The 1,439-nt window shown below is 65.5% G+C and carries 1 protein-coding gene; it reads right to left on the reverse strand.

Features of this window, described 5'->3' with window-relative positions:
• Window positions 1-1,439 (reverse strand): alkyl hydroperoxide reductase subunit F (gene ahpF, locus ABYB95_RS23440; RefSeq protein ID WP_372662765.1); only part of this gene is annotated, 1,439 nt, incomplete at both ends.

A 1,439-nucleotide genomic window follows, 5' to 3' on the forward strand; every position in this document is an offset into this window, starting at 1 on the left:
GGCGGTTGCCGCTTCTGCTTCGGCGATCTGCTGGCTTACGGGTTGGCGGATCAGGTAGTCGAATGCGCTGAGTGCGGCCTTGGCACCGTCGCCCGCGGCGATCACGATCTGCTTGTACGGCACCGTGGTCACGTCGCCGGCGGCGAACACACCCGGCAGACTGGTCTGGCCTTTGGCATCGACCTCGATTTCGCCAAAGCGGCTCAGCTCCAGCGTGCCCTTGAGCCACTCGGTGTTGGGCACCAGGCCGATCTGCACAAAAACCCCTTCCAGCGCGACATGGTGGGTTTCTCCACTCGCGCGGTCCTGGAAACGCAGCCCGTTGACCCGCTCGCCGTCACCGGTGATTTCCGTGGTCTTGGCGTTGACCCGCACGGTCACGTTGGGCAGGCTCTTGAGCTTGCTCACCAGCACCGCGTCGGCCTTGAGCGCATCGGCGAATTCGATCAGCGTCACGTGCTGAACCAGTCCGGCCAGATCGATCGCGGCTTCCACGCCCGAATTGCCACCACCGATCACCGACACGCGCTTGCCTTTGAACAGCGGACCGTCGCAATGCGGACAATACGCCACGCCTTTGTTGCGGTACTCCTGCTCGCCGGGCACGTTCACGTTGCGCCAGCGCGCACCGGTCGACAGGATCACGCTGCGCGCCTGCAGCGAACCGCCATTGGCCATTTGCAGCTCGATCAGGCCACCGGCCTGTGCCGCGGGCACCAACTTGTCGGCGCGCTGCAGGTTCATCAGGTCCACGCCGTAGTGGCGCACCTGCGCTTCCAGCGCAGCGGCGAACTTCGGCCCGTCGGTTTCCAGCACCGAGATGTAGTTCTCGATCGCCAGCGTGTCGTTCACCTGGCCACCAAAGCGCTCGGCCGCCACGCCCACACGGATGCCCTTGCGCGCCGCGTACACCGCCGCCGCAGCGGCAGCTGGCCCACCCCCGACGATGAGCACATCGAACGGGTCGCGGGCGGTGAGTTTGGCCGCTTCACGTTCATCGGACTGCACGTCCAGCTTGGCAACGATTTCCTCCAGCAGCATGCGGCCCGAACCAAACACCTCGTCGTTGCGGTAGACCAGGGGCACGGCCATGACCTGGCGGCGCTCCACCTCGTCCTGGAACAGCGCACCGTCGATCACCACGGTCTGGATGTTGGGGTTGACGATGGCCATCAACGTCGCCGCCTGCACCACGTCCGGGCAGTTGTGGCACGACAAAGACATGTAGACCTCGAACCGGTGTTCGCCATCCAGCCCCTTGATCTGTTCGATCACGTCGGGCGCGACCTTGGGCGGGTGTCCGCCGGTCCACAACAGCGCCAGCACCAGCGATGTGAACTCGTGGCCCAGCGGGATGGCCGCAAAGCGCACCCCGGTGGTCTCGCCCTCGCGGGCAATCACGAACGAAGGTTTGCGCGGGTCGTCGCCGGTCGCGTCAA

This window comes from Hydrogenophaga sp. (assembly GCF_041633695.1).
In the GTDB taxonomy this organism is placed as follows: domain Bacteria; phylum Pseudomonadota; class Gammaproteobacteria; order Burkholderiales; family Burkholderiaceae_C; genus Hydrogenophaga.